The sequence below is a fragment of the Aerococcus sp. 1KP-2016 genome (genome assembly GCF_002252085.1).
Taxonomy (GTDB): domain Bacteria; phylum Bacillota; class Bacilli; order Lactobacillales; family Aerococcaceae; genus Aerococcus.
This window is the reverse complement of the sequence record NZ_NEEY01000003.1, coordinates 61,661-77,047: the sequence shown is the minus strand read 5'-3', so window position 1 is coordinate 77,047 and position 15,387 is coordinate 61,661. Positions and strand designations below refer to the sequence as shown.

Annotated in this window: 23 protein-coding genes and 1 riboswitch; all 23 genes read right to left on the bottom strand. The window is 39.8% G+C overall.

Features of this window, described 5'->3' with window-relative positions:
- Positions 1-263: 263 nt before the first annotated feature.
- The 23 genes from aroD to B9P78_RS01385 all read right to left on the bottom strand — a co-directional run bounded on the left by aroD (position 264) and on the right by B9P78_RS01385 (position 15,376).
- Complete coding sequence (gene aroD, locus B9P78_RS01490) at positions 264-1,046, bottom strand: type I 3-dehydroquinate dehydratase (RefSeq protein WP_094517816.1); 783 nt, start codon at positions 1,044-1,046, stop codon at positions 264-266.
- 116 nt (positions 1,047-1,162) lie between these two features.
- Positions 1,163-2,011, bottom strand: coding sequence for a tRNA pseudouridine(38-40) synthase TruA (gene truA / locus B9P78_RS01485; protein WP_094517815.1), 849 nt, complete (start codon positions 2,009-2,011; stop codon positions 1,163-1,165).
- A gap of 60 nt (positions 2,012-2,071) precedes the next feature.
- Entirely contained in the window at positions 2,072-2,860 is a 789-nt protein-coding gene (locus B9P78_RS01480; RefSeq protein ID WP_094517814.1) for an energy-coupling factor transporter transmembrane protein EcfT, read from the bottom strand.
- Positions 2,850-3,776, bottom strand: a complete 927-nt coding sequence (locus B9P78_RS01475) for an energy-coupling factor ABC transporter ATP-binding protein (protein ID WP_094517820.1) — start codon at positions 3,774-3,776, stop codon at positions 2,850-2,852. The genes B9P78_RS01480 and B9P78_RS01475 overlap by 11 nt, the downstream gene beginning before the upstream one ends.
- On the bottom strand, positions 3,752-4,594 hold the full coding sequence (locus tag B9P78_RS01470) for an energy-coupling factor ABC transporter ATP-binding protein (protein ID WP_094517813.1): 843 nt from the start codon (positions 4,592-4,594) through the stop codon (positions 3,752-3,754). Before B9P78_RS01470 ends, B9P78_RS01475 begins: the two co-directional genes overlap by 25 nt.
- A gap of 137 nt (positions 4,595-4,731) precedes the next feature.
- Positions 4,732-4,856: riboswitch (FMN riboswitch) on the bottom strand.
- A gap of 82 nt (positions 4,857-4,938) precedes the next feature.
- A complete protein-coding gene (locus B9P78_RS01465; protein WP_094517812.1) occupies positions 4,939-5,367 on the bottom strand; it encodes an OsmC family protein in 429 nt (142 codons plus the stop codon).
- Between the two features lie 111 nt (positions 5,368-5,478).
- Complete coding sequence (locus tag B9P78_RS09940; protein WP_233487640.1) at positions 5,479-5,955, bottom strand: hypothetical protein; 477 nt, start codon at positions 5,953-5,955, stop codon at positions 5,479-5,481.
- A complete protein-coding gene (locus B9P78_RS01460) occupies positions 5,940-7,394 on the bottom strand; it encodes an acyltransferase (protein ID WP_233487639.1) in 1,455 nt (484 codons plus the stop codon). The genes B9P78_RS09940 and B9P78_RS01460 overlap by 16 nt, the downstream gene beginning before the upstream one ends.
- A gap of 435 nt (positions 7,395-7,829) precedes the next feature.
- On the bottom strand, positions 7,830-8,210 hold the full coding sequence (gene rplQ / locus B9P78_RS01455) for a 50S ribosomal protein L17 (protein ID WP_094517811.1): 381 nt from the start codon (positions 8,208-8,210) through the stop codon (positions 7,830-7,832).
- A 25-nt stretch (positions 8,211-8,235) separates the two neighbouring features.
- Complete coding sequence (locus B9P78_RS01450; protein WP_094517810.1) at positions 8,236-9,180, bottom strand: DNA-directed RNA polymerase subunit alpha; 945 nt, start codon at positions 9,178-9,180, stop codon at positions 8,236-8,238.
- Between the two features lie 65 nt (positions 9,181-9,245).
- Positions 9,246-9,635: a 30S ribosomal protein S11 gene (gene rpsK / locus B9P78_RS01445; RefSeq protein WP_094517809.1), complete on the bottom strand. Its 390-nt coding sequence runs from the start codon at positions 9,633-9,635 to the stop codon at positions 9,246-9,248.
- Positions 9,636-9,657: 22 nt separating this feature from the next.
- Positions 9,658-10,023: a 30S ribosomal protein S13 gene (rpsM, locus tag B9P78_RS01440; RefSeq protein WP_094517808.1), complete on the bottom strand. Its 366-nt coding sequence runs from the start codon at positions 10,021-10,023 to the stop codon at positions 9,658-9,660.
- A 32-nt stretch (positions 10,024-10,055) separates the two neighbouring features.
- A complete protein-coding gene (gene rpmJ / locus B9P78_RS01435; RefSeq protein WP_004262605.1) occupies positions 10,056-10,169 on the bottom strand; it encodes a 50S ribosomal protein L36 in 114 nt (37 codons plus the stop codon).
- A gap of 31 nt (positions 10,170-10,200) precedes the next feature.
- Complete coding sequence (infA, locus tag B9P78_RS01430) at positions 10,201-10,419, bottom strand: translation initiation factor IF-1 (RefSeq protein WP_094517807.1); 219 nt, start codon at positions 10,417-10,419, stop codon at positions 10,201-10,203.
- Positions 10,420-10,538: 119 nt separating this feature from the next.
- Positions 10,539-11,186, bottom strand: a complete 648-nt coding sequence (locus B9P78_RS01425) for an adenylate kinase (RefSeq protein ID WP_094517806.1) — start codon at positions 11,184-11,186, stop codon at positions 10,539-10,541.
- A gap of 26 nt (positions 11,187-11,212) precedes the next feature.
- Positions 11,213-12,520 (bottom strand): preprotein translocase subunit SecY, encoded by a 1,308-nt coding sequence (gene secY / locus B9P78_RS01420; RefSeq protein WP_094517805.1) that lies wholly within the window; start codon positions 12,518-12,520, stop codon positions 11,213-11,215.
- Positions 12,520-12,960: a 50S ribosomal protein L15 gene (rplO, locus tag B9P78_RS01415; protein WP_094517804.1), complete on the bottom strand. Its 441-nt coding sequence runs from the start codon at positions 12,958-12,960 to the stop codon at positions 12,520-12,522. The genes secY and rplO overlap by 1 nt, the downstream gene beginning before the upstream one ends.
- Positions 12,961-12,985: 25 nt before the next feature.
- Positions 12,986-13,165, bottom strand: coding sequence for a 50S ribosomal protein L30 (gene rpmD, locus B9P78_RS01410; protein ID WP_094517803.1), 180 nt, complete (start codon positions 13,163-13,165; stop codon positions 12,986-12,988).
- A gap of 13 nt (positions 13,166-13,178) precedes the next feature.
- A complete protein-coding gene (gene rpsE, locus B9P78_RS01405; RefSeq protein WP_094517802.1) occupies positions 13,179-13,691 on the bottom strand; it encodes a 30S ribosomal protein S5 in 513 nt (170 codons plus the stop codon).
- A 21-nt stretch (positions 13,692-13,712) separates the two neighbouring features.
- Positions 13,713-14,078 carry a 50S ribosomal protein L18 gene (rplR, locus tag B9P78_RS01400; protein WP_094517801.1) on the bottom strand — a complete coding sequence of 122 codons (366 nt, stop codon included), beginning with the start codon at positions 14,076-14,078 and terminating at the stop codon, positions 13,713-13,715.
- 92 nt (positions 14,079-14,170) lie between these two features.
- Positions 14,171-14,707, bottom strand: coding sequence for a 50S ribosomal protein L6 (rplF, locus tag B9P78_RS01395; protein WP_094517800.1), 537 nt, complete (start codon positions 14,705-14,707; stop codon positions 14,171-14,173).
- Between the two features lie 49 nt (positions 14,708-14,756).
- Positions 14,757-15,155 carry a 30S ribosomal protein S8 gene (gene rpsH / locus B9P78_RS01390; protein ID WP_094517799.1) on the bottom strand — a complete coding sequence of 133 codons (399 nt, stop codon included), beginning with the start codon at positions 15,153-15,155 and terminating at the stop codon, positions 14,757-14,759.
- Positions 15,156-15,190: 35 nt separating this feature from the next.
- Positions 15,191-15,376 (bottom strand): type Z 30S ribosomal protein S14, encoded by a 186-nt coding sequence (locus tag B9P78_RS01385; RefSeq protein WP_094517798.1) that lies wholly within the window; start codon positions 15,374-15,376, stop codon positions 15,191-15,193.
- Positions 15,377-15,387: the final 11 nt, after the last annotated feature.

Below are 15,387 nucleotides of genomic sequence, written 5' to 3'. Positions count from 1 at the left end.
AGTCCTTTAACCTGTTCCCATGATATATTTCAATCAAAATTTATAAGAATTTTTTCAAAGTAAAAGGCGTACACAACTCTTTTTAAGAATTATGTACGCCTTTTTAGAGGCCTTTTGTCCCAGCCTCATCCTGTCGAGAAGCGGTACTTTCCCCAAAAATAGAACCGCATACTGTCAAAAAGCGATACTATTTTCCCAAATAAAACCCTGCAACAACAAAAAAAACCGCTAATTGCTTAGCGGTCGACCATCTCTAATACAAATTAATAATCATCATCGTCAAACGGGTCTTCCTCAAGTGATAAATCCATCATAATATCATCGATGGTTTCTACATCCATCTGCCCAGGCGCTGAAATCATACCTTCAATGGCGCCAAAAGTAGCAACCGAATGGAAAATTTCACCCGCAACTCGCGTTACTCGGCCAATTGTCCCCATAGACATGCTAATCAATGGCTGATCAATAATCGTCGATGCCTTATGTGTTGCCGTCATCAGCTTTAAAACATCCAGAGTATCATGCGGCATTACCGCTAACTTGCAAATATCTGCACCTGATTGACCCATATTGCGCAACTTATCAACCATAGCCTTCTCACTCGGTGTCTTCATAAAATCATGGTGGGACACAATAACTTTCACCTTATATTTATGCGCATATGGAATTAAATTGTCTAAAATATCCTGCCCACGGTCAAACTCAATATCAATCGCATCAACAGCTTTGGTTTGGATGATGCGGCGGTACATCTCCACATATTGGCTCTTACCAATGGCAGCTTCCCCACCCTCACCTAACGTACGAAAAGTCACCAACAAAGGCTTTTGAATGGTGGTTTTTACCCGTTTGCAGAGCTCCACTACACGCTCAAAGTCTGAAAAATCTTCATAGAAATCCAAACGCCACTCCACAATATCACCCAGTTGACGGCGATAAAAATTGGCACAGTTAAGAATTTCAGAATCCGTCTCTTCTGTGATGGGTACGATAATTTTGGGCTTGCCTTCGCCCAAGCGGATTGGTCCTATTTTCACACTATTCATACTGGCTCCTTCTGCTGTTACGCTTACAAATTACGTATAACTAAAAAACTCGATACAAGCTACTTAGCTTATTGTATCGAGTTTTTATGATTTAAGCTATATAAATTTCACATCAATTATTCATCTTCTGCATCACCGGCTAAAAAATTGTCTTGCGTTTCAGCTAATTCAGCCTTATAAGCCAAATACGCCTCATTCACAGACCGTCGTTCCTCAGGGCTGAGGTAGTAGACCTTATTTAAATAAAGGCCATGAGCAGCTGCTGTTGGCCCTGCTTCATTACGATCCTTCACCTCGAGTAAACGTTGCATCTCAGTTACCGGTCGTAAGCCGTCTCCAATTTGCAGGGACGTGCCCACTAGAATTCGCACCATATTATACAAAAAGCCTGAACCCTCAAACAAGAACGTCAAGGTCTCGGCATACGGATCAGCGGTCACCTCTGCGCGATAAATTTCACGCACAAAATTCGTCTTATCCGTCTTCGTCGAACAAAATGACTGAAAATCATGGACGCCTATCACAGATTGCAGAGCCTGCTGCATCCGGCTCACATCCGTCTTATAGGGATGGTGGTACATAAACTGTCGCGTAAAGGGCGATGGAAAGCGTGAAGTATCCACCTTATAAATATACTGTTTGCCATTCGTATGGAAACGCGCATGGAAATCATCCTCCACTCGCTCCACCGAAATCACCCGAATCGCATCATCCAAAATCGAATTCATGGCCCGCAAAACTGCATCCTCACGAATCTCTCCAGGATAATCAAAATGAATCACCTGACCTAGCGCGTGTACCCCTGAATCTGTCCGGCCCGAACCAACCACCGGAATCACATGCCCCTTAGACATCAACTTGAGCGCCTTCTCTAGTGCCTCTTGCACGGACAAACCATTTTTCTGAATCTGAAAACCAACAAAGGGCGTGCCATCATATTGTACAATTGCTTTAAATCTAGGCAAAACTTGCCCTCCTTCTATGAAAATAACAAAACACCTTTTGACACGCGCAAAACACGGTGCCTACAAGACAATCATCACAACCGTTAGTATCGCCAACACAATGGCCCCTATGGTATCAATGTTCTCCCAGTGTAATAGACGATACTTAGACCGGCCCTCACCACCACGGTAGCCCCGGGCTTCCATAGCTGTTGCTAAATCATAAGCTCGGTTAAAGGCAGAAATAAACAAGGGAATTAACACTGGAATAAAGGCCTTCACTCGTTGAATGATGTTCCCCTCAGAAAAATCAACCCCACGTGCGCGTTGGGCATTCATGATTTTCTCTGCCTCTTCTAGTAAGGTTGGCACAAAACGCAAAGCAATTGACAACATTAAGGCAATTTCATGGACGGGTATAATATTTTTGACTGGTTTCAATAGCGACTCCATGGCATCTGTGATTGCCAATGGTTGGGTCGTCAACGTTAGAATTGTCGACAAGAAGATAATCAACAAGAAACGAACAAAAATATAGGCCGCATTCATCAAGCCACCTGTCGTTAAGGCTAGAAACCCCCATGACCAAATCACATCACCTGTATGGGTGAATAAGATTTGTAAGGCAACCGTAAATATAATGATTGCAATCATTGGTCGCAAACCTTTTAAGAAAACGCCTAAGGAAATACCAGACATGAGCACTAAACTTGTGACTGCAACAATCATAATCACATTTGTGGTCAGCGTTGTGGCTGCGAAGACCAAGAGCATCATGACGATGAGTCCCACTAATTTCAAACGTGGATCAAATCGATGCATGATGGAATTACCCGGAATATACCGGCCAATAATTAAATTATCTTTCATCGATTGCTTGGTCTCCCTTCTCTAAGTTTCTTGTTGTATCTGCCATTGGTAAATCAAATTTAGCAATTAATAAATCCACCAACTCATCGACTGTTAACGGCATATCATCCGCTGTTTCCCATAAGAACTTGCCAGCTTGAGCTTGCAGTCTTGTGGCAAAATCTGCTGCATCAGGTAAGGATAATTGATGTGCTTGTAACCAAGAGGCATCAGCGAATACTTCAGCTGGCGTGCCTTCCTTCACACTGGTACCGCCATCCATCACGATTACATGGTTAGCATACGTCGCTACATCTTCCATTTGATGTGTTACAAGAACAATGGTTAACCCTTGTTTCTTGTATAGTTCTTCAAACATTGACATCATTGCAATGCGACCTTTGGGATCTAAACCAGCTGTTGGTTCATCTAACACCAACACTTCAGGTTTCATAGCAATTACACCCGCAATCGCTACCCGACGCATTTGTCCACCAGACAATTCAAATGGTGAACGATCAAAAAACTCTGGATCAATACCCACATCTTCTAAGGCTTCTTCAGCTTTTTGGCGCGCTGTTTCTTCACTATCCCCAAAATTCATTGGCCCAAACATCACATCTTTTATGACAGATTCTTCAAAAAGTTGTCCTTCTGGAAATTGGAAAACCATACCCACTTTTTGACGGATAGCCTTCAAATCTTTGGCTTTCGTTCCAGCTGAAATTGTCTTATCACCGATAAGTACTTGCCCTTCAGTTGGTTGCATTAAAGCATTTAAATGTTGCGTAATCGTTGATTTACCAGACCCGGTGTGACCTATAATGGCTGTATATGAACCATGCGGAATCGTTACATTGATATCACGTAAAGCTTGGAATGCGAATGGTGTTCCTAGTCCGTATGTATACCCTACATTTTTAAAGACGATTTCCATAACCATTCACCCAACCCTTCTTCATCCACATATTCATTCGGTACTGCTACCCCGCGTTTAGCCAAGGCAGTCTTTAATTGTTCAGCAAAAGGCACATCTAACCCAATTTCAGTTAGCTTGTTGCCATAGGTGAAAATCTCCGCTGGTGTTCCTTCTTTGAGGATAGTCCCCTCTTTGAAGACCAACATTCGGTCAGCTTCCGCAGCCTCATTCAAATCGTGTGTAATTGAAATAACCGTTAAATTACGATCTTGTTTAATATCGCGCACTACTTCCATTAAGTCTTCTCGACCTTCTGGATCAAGCATGGACGTTGACTCATCCAAAATCATAATTTTAGGTTCTAAGGCGATAACACCTGCGATGGCTACCCGTTGTTTTTGACCACCTGATAATGATGCGGGTTCCTTATCGCGAAATGCCCACATTTTTACACGTTTCAACGCTGTTTCAACACGCGCGTGCATCTCATCATATGGCATACCTTGATTTTCCAAAGCAAATGCTACATCATCCTCAACAGTTGCCCCAACGAATTGGTTATCTGGATTTTGGAAAACCAAGCCCACTTTACTACGAATATCCCACAAAGTATCTAGGGACAATACTTGCCCATCCACCTTTATCGTGCCAGATTTCGCTTCTAAAAGGCCTACTAATAGTTTAGAAAAGGTAGATTTACCAGAACCATTGTGGCCAATAATTGCAAGCCATTCACCTTCATAAATGGTCGTAGATAGGTTATTAATTGCTAACCTATCCTCTGCCTGTGTATATTGAAATGTTAATCCTTCAACCTCAATGATTGGATTGGACATATGATAACCTCACTTATTTCATTCTTTTATGCTTTCTAAATTTTCTCAATAAAAAAACCTCTTCCCAGCTACTCGGAAGAGGTTGATGACGTGGTCAGCTAGTAAATGTGGGCACAAAGATACCCCTCTACTAGTATAAACGCTTCTTCCATCCTGACTATAACAGTCGGTACTAGATTTTCACTAGTTCAATCACGTGCGGTTGCAGCAATTCGCGGACTTTACCGCCGATTGGGACTCTCACCCTACCCTGAAGACATGTTGCTATTAACATTACCTAAGTCTACTAAAATACCGCCTTAAAAGCAATCTATAAGTGTCAAGACACCTATATTTCATCAAGCTTATTTTTGACCATGAACCAGCAGTGATGTGTATGCATAATTATCCATAATTTGAGAAACTGGACAGCGCTTTTCAGCAGCTGTTACCAATGCTTCAGCCTCAGCTTGCGGTAAATCAACAAAGACATCTACCTTAAAATCAAAATAAGTAATCGTCGTTTCAATATTTTTCTTGTAATTCACTTCAACCACCACTTCACTCTTCACATCACTTTGCCCGCGTTCTTTTAAGGCAATTTCAATGGTGGCATTTAAACACGTTGCCCACGATAAAGCAATCAATTGCTCAGGATTTGTCCCTGGTTCATCCGCTTTCAAAGGACTGGACGTTTCTACCCTTAAACCATATGGTCCTTCTACCCATGCCGTTCCCTTTAAACCTTCATCGTTATGCACCCGTGTCGTATACAATAATTGATCTTCAGCCATTTCGGTCACTCCTTATTTGTCCTATTTAGGCTCATTATACGCCCCAAAAGCCAAATAAAAAAGGTGCTTGCTCCTTCTCTTGAAAGAACAAACACCTTTGTTGTGTATTATCTATTCAGTTTGACCCATCACTTGATAAATACCATTGGTTACAAACTGTAGCCAAATTTGGTCACCTTCTGGATTAAAGTGAACTCCGTCTGAACCAAGCCAACTACTAGCATTTGCATCGTTAGCAAAATAGCTATGCCAGTCAAGTAAATATACAGAATCAGCTGAATCCTCAGCTGCTTTGGCTAAAGATGCATTTACCTGTTCAGTCCATGGACGGTCTACGTGACTATTAATCAAGAAAATATTTTTGTCACGACCAATCTCATCCAAAAAGGCACTCAACTGTTCATCCGTAAAGCCACCATTAGCCCCTAGATCAACCACAACTGTATCTGCCAACATGCCTTGGTCAGCAAGGCTAGTCATATACCCATCCATCTTATACATTTGACGACCAACAACTGCATCTACAATCGCATTAGGGAACAAAGTATATAGACCATCAGATGCACCAACCATCAATGAATCGCCCACAAATGTGACCTCAATTGATACGCAAAACGCGCCTGTTCTGCTGAAATCCCCTCATAATAAGCGAGTTGATCTGGCGTTAATTCTTGCTTATAAGCAGATACGCTTTGTTCAGCTTGCTTCGCTTGTTCAGCACGTTTCTTGTTTTGTTCCTCTATTTTTTTAGCTTGATCAGCCGCAGCTTTTTCTTCTACTGTCACATTTTCTGCAGGTTTAGAAATCGCAACTGCCGTCATACCACCAATGAAGATAAAAGCGAAGGCTACAAACAACACTTTCGTAAGTATTGGCGTTTGTTTCTTAAAGACTGCCTTCAATTGGGTCATTACATGGCCAGGTTTGTCTGTTTTCGCTTGGTTAAATATTGGCACAGTCCATCTTTTCTCCTCTAATAGGGCATAAGATAGGCAAGCCAAGACGATAATCAGGATAATTTGTGGCCAAATGCTACCGGTAAACCAATTTTGACTCGTTGGTACCATATGGAATAAAACATTAATTGGGTAATACCATAAGTACATATGAAACGTACGTTGTCCTAACCATCGCAAGGGTTTGAATTTAAGCAAATAAGCCACCCAGGAGCCTGGGAAGGTTAGTAAGGCTACTAGTATACCTGACAGAGCATTAAAGGCAAACATGCCCCCATAATACGTCACTGGTTGAGAATCTGTTAGGTTCATCATTGCCCAAGTCATAATAGCCATAATGATGACTAGCAGACCATCAATGAGCCAATGTTTCCATTTACCTACTTTGTCGCTTAATTTTTGGTCTAGCAAATCAACATCAATTAATTGTGCTGCTGCCCCTCCTAACGCAATGGAGAAGAAACGTGTGTCTGTTCCGTAGTATACACGCGAAGGATCCGCACCGGGTTTAAACAGAATTGCCATTAGGACAGCTGACAAAATCGCCAACCCTATCATCAGTAATCCGGATTGTTGTTTTGTTTTAGTCAAACGACGTGTTAGCTTGTAGCATATGGGCCAAATCACCATAAACTGCATGTAGACCGCAATATACCAATAATGGGTCATAACAGATGGATGCAGCATATTGGCAAAATAAGATGACCCTGATAAAATTTGGTGCCAATTATTCACAAATAATAAAGATGACACTAGATTGATACCTATGTTCACTAACAACTGGCGTCTAAACAAGACTAAGAATGTTAGGCTAAACATGGAAACAACAAGCATGGGCCACCATAATTTGCGAATCCGAGACCACAGTTTCTTAAAATAGGGCTCTTTTATGCCCTGTTGGTATTTACTTTCCATCTGACTCGTCACAAGAAATCCAGATAGGACTAGAAATATATCTACCCCTAAAAAACCACCAGGTACACGGTGGGTTAGGTAGTGATATAGCATAATTGCCAACATAGCAAAAAAACGAATTGTATCAAATTGGGTAAAGTAAAGCTTATTCTTCATTATCGTCGCCTCTCATTGAAATAGCGTGTACGTATTATGCAAATCTTGAAAAACCGTACAACACAAGCATTCTCATTATATCATTTTGCTTTATAAAATGAACCTGCATGTCAAAAAACTTCTTAAATATTTATAAAATGACATGAAAATCAATGCTAAACAAACAAAAAAGTGGTTGAGCCCTAGCCCCAACCACTCTTTCAAATAAAAAAAGCACATATGCTTACTACCAACATTTCTGGTCAATATCACACATATGCCGAACCAATTATTCATACAAATGAATTGGCCTTGATTTTATTTATATGACTTACGGATATATTCCACTCCTAGCGAACTAATTCACGCTAGGAGTAGATAGAGCTAGACTTGGAAGGCGAATATTACCACCAACCATCATCATAACACCCCGTTTTATACATCACTAAAGTTTAATTAAACGAATTCAAGAATAACCATTGGTGCAGCATCGCCACGACGAGGTTCAGTTTTTAAGATACGAGTGTATCCACCTTGACGTTCAGCGTAACGAGGACCAAGATCATTAAATAATTTTTGTAAAGCAGACTCTACTACGATGTCTTCACCTTCAGCGCGAACATCAGCAACTTCGTTACGAACGAATTGGTTTGCTTGACGACGAGCAGCTAAATCTCCACGTTTACCTAAAGTAATCATTTTTTCAGCTGTACGGCGTACTTCTTTCGCACGAGTTTCAGTTGTAGTGATACGTTCGTTGATAATTAAATCAGTAGTTAAGTCACGTAACATAGCTTTACGTTGAGAGCTTGTACGACCTAATTTACGGTAACCCATTGTCATTATCCTCCTTTATTATGTACTAGTCTTCTTGACGTAATGTTAAGTCAAGAGCAGCTAACTTGTTTTTAACTTCTTCAAGAGACTTACGACCTAAGTTACGTACTTTCATCATTTCTGGTTCAGATTTGATAGTCAATTCTTCAACAGTATTGATGCCTGCACGTTTTAGACAGTTGTATGAACGAACTGATAAGTCTAATTCTTCAATAGTCATTTCAAGCATTTTTTCTTTTTGTGTTTCTTCTTTTTCTACCATGACTTCAACTTGACGAGCTTCGTCAGTTAAGTTAACAAATACTTCTAAATGTTCTGTCATGATTTTTGCCGCTAAGCTCAATGCTTCTTCGGGTGAGATTGTTCCATCTGTCCAAATATCGATTGTTAACTTATCGTATTCATTGATTTCCCCAATACGAGTATTTTCAACTTGATAGTTAACTTTAGAAATTGGCGTATAAATTGAATCTACTGGAATTTCACCAATTGGCATAGAATCCGATTTGTTGTGTTCAGAGCGAACGAAACCACGTCCGTTTTTAACGTTCATAATCATATGGAAATGAGCGCCTGCTTCTAAAGTACAAATATGTAAGTCGGGATTCATAACATCGAAATCAGCATCAGCGATAATATCAGCAGCTGTTACTTCAGCTGGACCTGTGATGTCAATTTCTACTTGTTTTTCTTCCACGTCATACAATTTTAATGATAATTGTTTTACATTCAATACGATCTCAGTAACGTCTTCACGTACACCTGGGACAGTAGAGTATTCATGTAAAATATCGTCAATTTGGATTGATGTAACTGCTGTACCTGGTAGAGAGGACAACAAGATACGACGTAATGAATTACCTAGGGTTGTTCCATAGCCGCGTTCTAATGGTTCTACAACGAATTTACCAAATTTACTATCGTCGTTAATTTCAATTGTCTCAATATTTGGCTTTTCAATTTCGATCATATCGACAAATTACCCCTTTCAAAACGTGAGAAATGTATCATCGCATATCCAAGTTCATCAATCGATTAAACACGACGACGTTTTGGAGGACGGCAACCATTATGAGGAATAGGTGTTACATCGCGAATAGCGGTAACTTCTAGACCTGCTGCTTGTAAAGCACGGATTGCTGATTCACGACCTGAACCAGGGCCTTTTACTGATACTTCAACAGATTTCATACCATGATCCATAGCTGTTTTAGATGCAGCTTCTGAAGCCATTTGGGCAGCATAAGGAGTAGATTTACGAGAACCTTTGAATCCTAAAGCACCTGCAGATGACCAAGAAATAGCATTACCATGTTCATCAGTAATCATAACGATAGTATTGTTGAATGTAGCATGGATATGTACCACACCTGTTTCAACATTTTTCTTCACACGACGTTTGCGTGAAACTGGACGTTTTGCCATAGTGTATTAACCTCCTTTTAGATTATTTTTTCTTACCTTGAATTGCGATAGCTTTACCTTTACGCGTACGTGCGTTGTTCTTAGTGTTTTGACCTCGAACTGGTAAACCACGACGGTGACGGATACCACGGTATGAACCGATTTCTTGTAGACGTTTGATGTCTAAAGCACGTTCACGACGTAAGTCACCTTCAACTTTTATTGTGTCAATTTCTGCACGAAGACGGTCTAACTCATCGTTAGTTAAGTCACGTACACGAGTATCTTCAGAGATTTCAGCGTTAGCTAAAATTTTCTTAGAAGTTGTATTACCGATACCATAGATGTATGTTAAGGCAATGACAACACGTTTTTCACGTGGAATATCTACTCCTGCTATACGAGCCATTTACGAAAACCCTCCTTTTTTGTTAGCTTTAATTAGCCTTGGCGTTGTTTATGTTTTGGATTAGAACAAATAACCATAACTTTACCGTTACGGCGAATAACTTTACAATGTTCACACATTGGTTTTACAGATGCTCTTACTTTCACAGTTATACCTCCTCGATTATATATCTCTACATTACTTGAATCGGTAGGTGATACGACCTTTCGTCAAGTCATATGGAGACATCTCAACTTTTACACGGTCACCTGGCAAAATTTTAATGTAGTTTACACGCATTTTACCTGAAATGTGCGCTAAAACTTCATATCCGTTTTCCAGTTGTACCTTAAACATAGCATTTGGTAATGTATCAGTTACAGTACCTTCAATTTCAATCATATCTTCTTTTGACAAAGTGTTTCCTCCTAATGGTGGTTGTTTCGATTAATCACTAATTGATTATAGGATAGAAAAACGAAATGTTCAGTCAACTCGAATATTCTACCATAATTAGAGAGCGAAAGCAACAATAATTATTTATCTAAAATCTTTTTGATCTCAGCATAAACATTGTCAATACCGATATCACCAGGAATGCGATAAAGCTTACCTTCTGCCTCATAGAAATCTAAAATTGGTTTTTGTTGTTCTGCATTCACGTTTAAGCGATTTTCAACAACTTCGGGCTTATCATCTTCACGTTGGTAGAAGTCGTGGCTGCCACATACGTCGCAAACACCGTCTACTTTGGGTTTGTTCATAACTTTGTGGTAAGTTGCGCCACAGTTACGACAGATAATACGTCCTGACAAACGTTCTTTTAATGTTTCTGTTGGCACATCTAAGTAGATCACTGCATCGATGTCTCGGTTTAAACGAGTCATGATGTCGCTTAATGCTTGTGCTTGAACGGCAGTTCTAGGAAAACCGTCTAACATGAAGCCAACTTGTGTGTCTTCTTTTTGAAGTCTTTCTTCAACAATACCGTTAGTAACTTCATCAGGTACCAAGCTACCGTCATCCATGAATGACTTCGCTTTTTTACCTAATTCCGTACCTTCAGAAATTGCAGATCTAAACATGTCTCCAGTAGAGATATGTGGAAATTTGTAATCTTCAACTATTTTCGCTGCTTGTGTACCTTTACCGGCCCCAGGCAATCCCATTAAAATGATATTCATTATTATCCTCCAAGTACGTGATATGGTTAATTTTTCTTATCTTGGATAAAACCAACATAATTACGTTTAATTGTACGACCTTCAATTTGTTTCGCAGTGTCTAATGCAACTCCGACAACGATTAATAGGCTTGTACCACCTAAGGCAATCGACTTCGGCATATCAAAGAAATATGCTCCGAGTAAAGGTAGAACTGCGACACTCATTAGAAAAAGCGAACCGACTGTACTTAAACGGTTTAACATTTTCTGTAAGTATTCTTTTGTTGCTAAGCCTGGTCGTATACTAGGTATATAACCGCCTGCTTTTTGCAAGTTTTCTGCAGCACGTTCAGGGTTAATCTGAATATGAGCATAGAAGAATGTAAACAGAATAATGACTACCGCGTAAATCGCAATACCGGCTGGTTCATCTAAATTAAAGATTGTCGACAATACTTGGTACCAAGAAGCATCACTATAATCAGCAGCGAATAATCCAAGTACAGTTTGCGGCACCATGATTAATGATGAGGCAAAGATAACTGGGATAACCCCTGCAGAGTTAATCTTCAATGGTAAATGTGATTTTTGCGAAGCTGAATTTGCTCGTTTAGAATATCGAACTGGAATTCGACGTTCTGCTTGACTCATAAAAATGACGAACATGATTAATAGTACAAAGACCAGAATAAAGATACCTATATAAATCATTTGTTGATTTAGTTCACTACTAGTTGCATCTACGATATTGCTTTGGTAGTAAGTCAGTAACTCTGTAGGGATTTGTGCTAGTATACCAGCAAAGATAATGATAGAAGTACCATTACCAATTCCATACTCAGTAATTTGCTCACCAACCCAAACAACAAACATAGATCCAGCAGTCATGAATAAGGCAATCAATAAGTAAGTTGTAATGCCGGGATTTTCAATCAATCCCAATGCAGACAATGAATTAAATCCAATTGATATAGCTAAAGCTTGGAAAAAGCCAATCACTACAGCAAAGTATCTCGTCCATCGATTTAACTTACGTCGACCAACTTCACCCTGTTTAGACCACTCTGTAAATGAAGGTATTATCTCCATTTGCAAAAGTTGAATAATAATTGATGCGGTAATATACGGTGATACACCTAATGAAAAGATGGAGTAGCTCGAAAGCCCACCCCCACCTAAAGTATTCAATAAGCTGAACAAACCAGATTGTGCTAATCCAGCAATTCCTGCCGCATTCACTCCGGGCACTGTAATATGTGCCCCGATACGAAATACAATCAACATGATTGCAGTGAATGCTAAGCGGCTTCTAATATCCTTATCCTGAAATGCATTTTTCAGTATCTGAAACATTAGATCACCTCGATTGAACCCCCAGCGGCTTCAATAGCTTCTTTAGCTGATGCTGAGAATTTAGCTGCTTTAACAGTAAGTTTGCGTTCTAATTCACCGTTACCTAAAACTTTGATACCAAATTTTTCATTCTTCACTAAACCTGCTTCAACGAAGTCAGTAGGTGTAACTTCAGCGCCATCTTGGAATACGTTTAAGTCATCAAGGTTGATGATTGCGTACTCTTTACGGTTGATGTTTGTAAAACCACGTTTTGGAATACGACGGAACAATGGAGTTTGTCCACCTTCGAAACCTAAACGTACGCCACCACCTGAACGTTGTTTTTGACCTTTTTGTCCACGTTTTGATAGTTTACCCCAACCAGAACTTGCACCACGACCTACACGGTGACGTGTGTGACGAGATCCTTCTGAAGGTTGTAATTCATGTAATTTCATCTTGTTAGGCACCTCCTCTTCTAAATTATGCTTCTTCAACAACTACTAAATGAGCAATTTTAGAAATCATTCCGTTAATTGCTTCATTGCGAGTTTTAACAACAGTTTTACCAACACGAGTTAAACCTAACGCTTGAGCTGTTTTAATTTGGTCTTGAGGACGTCCAATTAAACTGCGTTTTAAAGTAACTTTTACTTCAGCCATTCGAATTTCCCCCTTAACCTAATAATTCTTCCACAGATTTGCCGCGTAATTTCGCAACGTCTTCTGGGTCTTTTAATGATTCAATAGCGGCTAATGTAGCACGCACGATGTTGATTGGTGTGTTAGAACCTAGAGATTTAGATGTAATATCAGCGATACCACCTAATTCAACTACGGCACGAACTGGACCACCAGCAGCGATACCAGAACCGGCTTGAGCAGGTTTTAGTAATACGTGACCACCATTAAATTTACCGATAACTTCATGAGGAACAGTTGATCCTGCGCGAGGTATAGTAATTAAGTTTTTCTTTCCATCTTCAACCGCTTTACGGATTGCTTCTGGAACTTCGGCTGCTTTACCAGTACCTAGACCAACATGGCCATTTCTATCACCGACAACAACAACGGCACCGAAACGCATGCGACGTCCACCTTTTACAGTTTTCGCTACACGGTTGATGGCAACAACGCGTTCTTCAAGGTCATTTTCATTAATGTTTAATTGTTGAAATGTTTGTGTCATGTTCTTGGCTTCCTCCTTCTCCTAAAATTCTAAGCCGTTTTCACGAGCTGCTTCTGCTAAAGCTTGTACACGGCCGTGATATTGGTATCCACCACGGTCAAATTTTACTTCTTTAACGCCTGCTGCTACACCGCGTTCAGCAATTGCTTTACCAACTAATGCTGCACTTGCAGTTTTTGTGTCGGCTGTTAATGTTTCTTCGTTAGTAGAGGCACTCGCTACAGTAACACCCGCTACGTCATCAATTAATTGAGCGTAGATGTGTTTATTAGAACGGAATACGTTCAAGCGTGGGCACTCTGCTGTTCCAGAAATGTTGCGACGAACACGCGCATGGCGTTTTTGACGTAATTTATTTTTATCTGGTTTGCTAATCAAAATAGTCACCTCTTTGTTAAATTTCTAAGATTGATCTTCTCAATCTAATTTTATATATGAATTGGATACAAGTAAAAGGAAATAATTGTAATAAATTACAATTATTTACCAGTTTTACCTTCTTTACGACGGATAAATTCGCCAACGTAGTGAATACCTTTGCCCTTGTAAGGTTCTGGTAAGCGTACTGAACGAATGTTTGCTGCTAATTCGCCGACGTGTTCTTTATTGATCCCTTTAACGTTGATTGTAGTGTTAGTTGGAACTTCAATTTCGATTCCTTCTGGCACTTCAAATACTACTGGATGTGAGTAACCAACGTTTAATGTTAATGTTTTACCAGCTAATTGTGCACGGTAACCAACACCAGTCATTTCAAGTTTCTTTTCAAAACCTTCAGAAACTCCCACTACCATGTTGTTTACTAATGCACGAGTAGTTCCGTGAATAGAACGTACATCTTTGTGGTCATTAGGACGAACGAAAGTGATTTCTTTCTCTTCGATTTGGATATCAATAATTGGGTTAAACTCACGAGTTAATTCGCCTTTAGGGCCTTTAACTGTTACAGTTGAACCATTTTTTTCTACGGTTACGTTACTAGGGATCTCGATAATTTTATTACCAATACGACTCATCTAGCCTGCACCTGCCTCTCAATTTTTATTTTTTTTTAGTAATTTCGTATTACCAAACGTAAGCTAAAACTTCGCCACCAATTTTTTTAGCGCGAGCTACTTTATCAGTTACAACACCTTCAGATGTTGATACTAATGCAGTTCCTAAACCATTTAATACTTTAGGAATTTGGTCGCTTTTAGCGTATACACGTAAACCTGGTTTAGAGATACGTTTTAAGTTAGTGATTACACGTTGGTTGTCGCTTGTGTATTTCATGAATACGCGGATAACGTTTTGTTTGTCATCTTCGATAACTTCGTAATCTTTGATGTATCCTTCTTCTTTAAGGATTTTAGCAATATTTTCTTTGATTTTTGATGATGGACTTTCAAATGATTCGTGGCGCACCATGTTGGCGTTACGAATACGAGTTAAAAAGTCCGCAATTGGATCTGTCATGACCATTACGAGTACACCCTCCTTTTCTAATTTACCAGAAATTACCAGCTAGCTTTTTTGACTCCAGGAATTTCCCCTTTATAGGCAAGTTCACGAAGGCAAATACGGCACAATTTAAATTTGCGGTAAACTGAATGTGGACGTCCACAACGTTCACAACGAGTATATTCTTGTGTAGAATATTTAGCTGGTCGTTTGTTCTTTTCGATCATTGATTTTTTTGCCAAATTACTCACGC

What these genes read in the sequence shown, in the direction of transcription:
- aroD (WP_094517816.1), bottom strand. Translation starts at nt 1,046, where the DNA reads ATGAATAGTGTGAAAATAGGACCAATCCGCTTGGGCGAAGGCAAGCCC.
- B9P78_RS01480 (WP_094517814.1), bottom strand. Translation starts at nt 2,860, where the DNA reads ATGAAAGATAATTTAATTATTGGCCGGTATATTCCGGGTAATTCCATC.
- B9P78_RS01475 (WP_094517820.1), bottom strand. Translation starts at nt 3,776, where the DNA reads ATGGAAATCGTCTTTAAAAATGTAGGGTATACATACGGACTAGGAACA.
- B9P78_RS01470 (WP_094517813.1), bottom strand. Translation starts at nt 4,594, where the DNA reads ATGTCCAATCCAATCATTGAGGTTGAAGGATTAACATTTCAATATACA.
- B9P78_RS01465 (WP_094517812.1), bottom strand. Translation starts at nt 5,367, where the DNA reads ATGGCTGAAGATCAATTATTGTATACGACACGGGTGCATAACGATGAA.
- B9P78_RS01460 (WP_233487639.1), bottom strand. Translation starts at nt 7,394, where the DNA reads ATGAAGAATAAGCTTTACTTTACCCAATTTGATACAATTCGTTTTTTT.
- rplQ (WP_094517811.1), bottom strand. Translation starts at nt 8,210, where the DNA reads ATGGGTTACCGTAAATTAGGTCGTACAAGCTCTCAACGTAAAGCTATG.
- B9P78_RS01450 (WP_094517810.1), bottom strand. Translation starts at nt 9,180, where the DNA reads ATGATCGAAATTGAAAAGCCAAATATTGAGACAATTGAAATTAACGAC.
- rpsK (WP_094517809.1), bottom strand. Translation starts at nt 9,635, where the DNA reads ATGGCAAAACGTCCAGTTTCACGCAAACGTCGTGTGAAGAAAAATGTT.
- rpsM (WP_094517808.1), bottom strand. Translation starts at nt 10,023, where the DNA reads ATGGCTCGTATAGCAGGAGTAGATATTCCACGTGAAAAACGTGTTGTC.
- B9P78_RS01425 (WP_094517806.1), bottom strand. Translation starts at nt 11,186, where the DNA reads ATGAATATCATTTTAATGGGATTGCCTGGGGCCGGTAAAGGTACACAA.
- secY (WP_094517805.1), bottom strand. Translation starts at nt 12,520, where the DNA reads ATGTTTCAGATACTGAAAAATGCATTTCAGGATAAGGATATTAGAAGC.
- rplO (WP_094517804.1), bottom strand. Translation starts at nt 12,960, where the DNA reads ATGAAATTACATGAATTACAACCTTCAGAAGGATCTCGTCACACACGT.
- rpmD (WP_094517803.1), bottom strand. Translation starts at nt 13,165, where the DNA reads ATGGCTGAAGTAAAAGTTACTTTAAAACGCAGTTTAATTGGACGTCCT.
- rpsE (WP_094517802.1), bottom strand. Translation starts at nt 13,691, where the DNA reads ATGACACAAACATTTCAACAATTAAACATTAATGAAAATGACCTTGAA.
- rplF (WP_094517800.1), bottom strand. Translation starts at nt 14,707, where the DNA reads ATGAGTCGTATTGGTAATAAAATTATCGAGATCCCTAGTAACGTAACC.
- rpsH (WP_094517799.1), bottom strand. Translation starts at nt 15,155, where the DNA reads ATGGTCATGACAGATCCAATTGCGGACTTTTTAACTCGTATTCGTAAC.